Here is a 797-nt window from a genome sequence, read left to right on the forward strand (position 1 = left end):
GGCCTTGTCGGTGAAGGTGCGTTCGACATCGACGCCGTCGAGCTGGCGGACGGTGTTCTGATCGAGAGTGCTGACCCTGATGTAGCCGACGCGCACCGCGCGACCCCCCTTCTCACCCGGAACGTCCAGTTAGATTCAAAGAACCTAGCAGACATGCGTCAGAAAATGTGGTACGCCACCCTATTCTGACGCAATTCACCGGCCGGCCGATTGTGGTGTTGGGGTGTACCCCAGATGCGCAGGCACTGCCAGCACCACGCTCCGCAGCTGCGGCTGTAACGTGTTTCACTTCTGAGTGTCAACGGATTTCGGAGGGGACCGAACACAGATGCTGAGCTTCTTCGTCGAACGCGATGGTCGACTCGTCGCCCAGAAACTCGCCGTCAGCCCATGGACACCGACCAAACTGAGCGGAACAGCCGTGGCCGGCATGCTCGCCCGGGAACTCGAGACCCACTGCCCGGAGGGCTTCATCCCCGCTCGACTCACAGTCGACCTGTATCAACCGGTCGACAACGCCGCGTTCGATCTGCGCAGCACGGTGGTCCGTCGAGGATCTCGAATCACTGTTGCCGACGCGGCACTGTCGCAAGACGGTCAGCAACGTGTGAGGGCGACAGCCGTTTTCCTCACCACCGGGACCGAACCGCCTGGCCAGCTCTGGAGCCGAGACGAACCGCTGCCGGTTCCGCCGCAGGAGAGTGCTGTGCCCGGCGGGACGCCGCCGCTGTTCAAGAGCGGCGATCGCGACTGGTCCGAGGATTTCGCGGCGAATCAAAACGCCGACCGCAAAATCT

1 protein-coding gene and 1 pseudogene are annotated in these 797 nt (G+C 62.6%); one reads left to right on the top strand and one right to left on the bottom strand.

Annotation, left to right across the window (positions count from 1 at the left end; all coding sequences use genetic code 11):
- Positions 1-96: pseudogene (locus A5780_RS38830) on the bottom strand (recombinase family protein); the annotation flags it as partial.
- Between the two features lie 232 nt (positions 97-328).
- On the opposite strand from A5780_RS38830, the gene A5780_RS03275 reads away from it, so the two are divergent.
- Positions 329-797: acyl-CoA thioesterase domain-containing protein (locus tag A5780_RS03275; RefSeq protein ID WP_197521651.1), on the top strand; the 469-nt coding region annotated here is incomplete at its 3' end.

Origin of the sequence: Nocardia sp. 852002-20019_SCH5090214 (genome assembly GCF_001665865.1) — a bacterium.
GTDB classification, from domain to species: domain Bacteria; phylum Actinomycetota; class Actinomycetes; order Mycobacteriales; family Mycobacteriaceae; genus Nocardia; species Nocardia nova.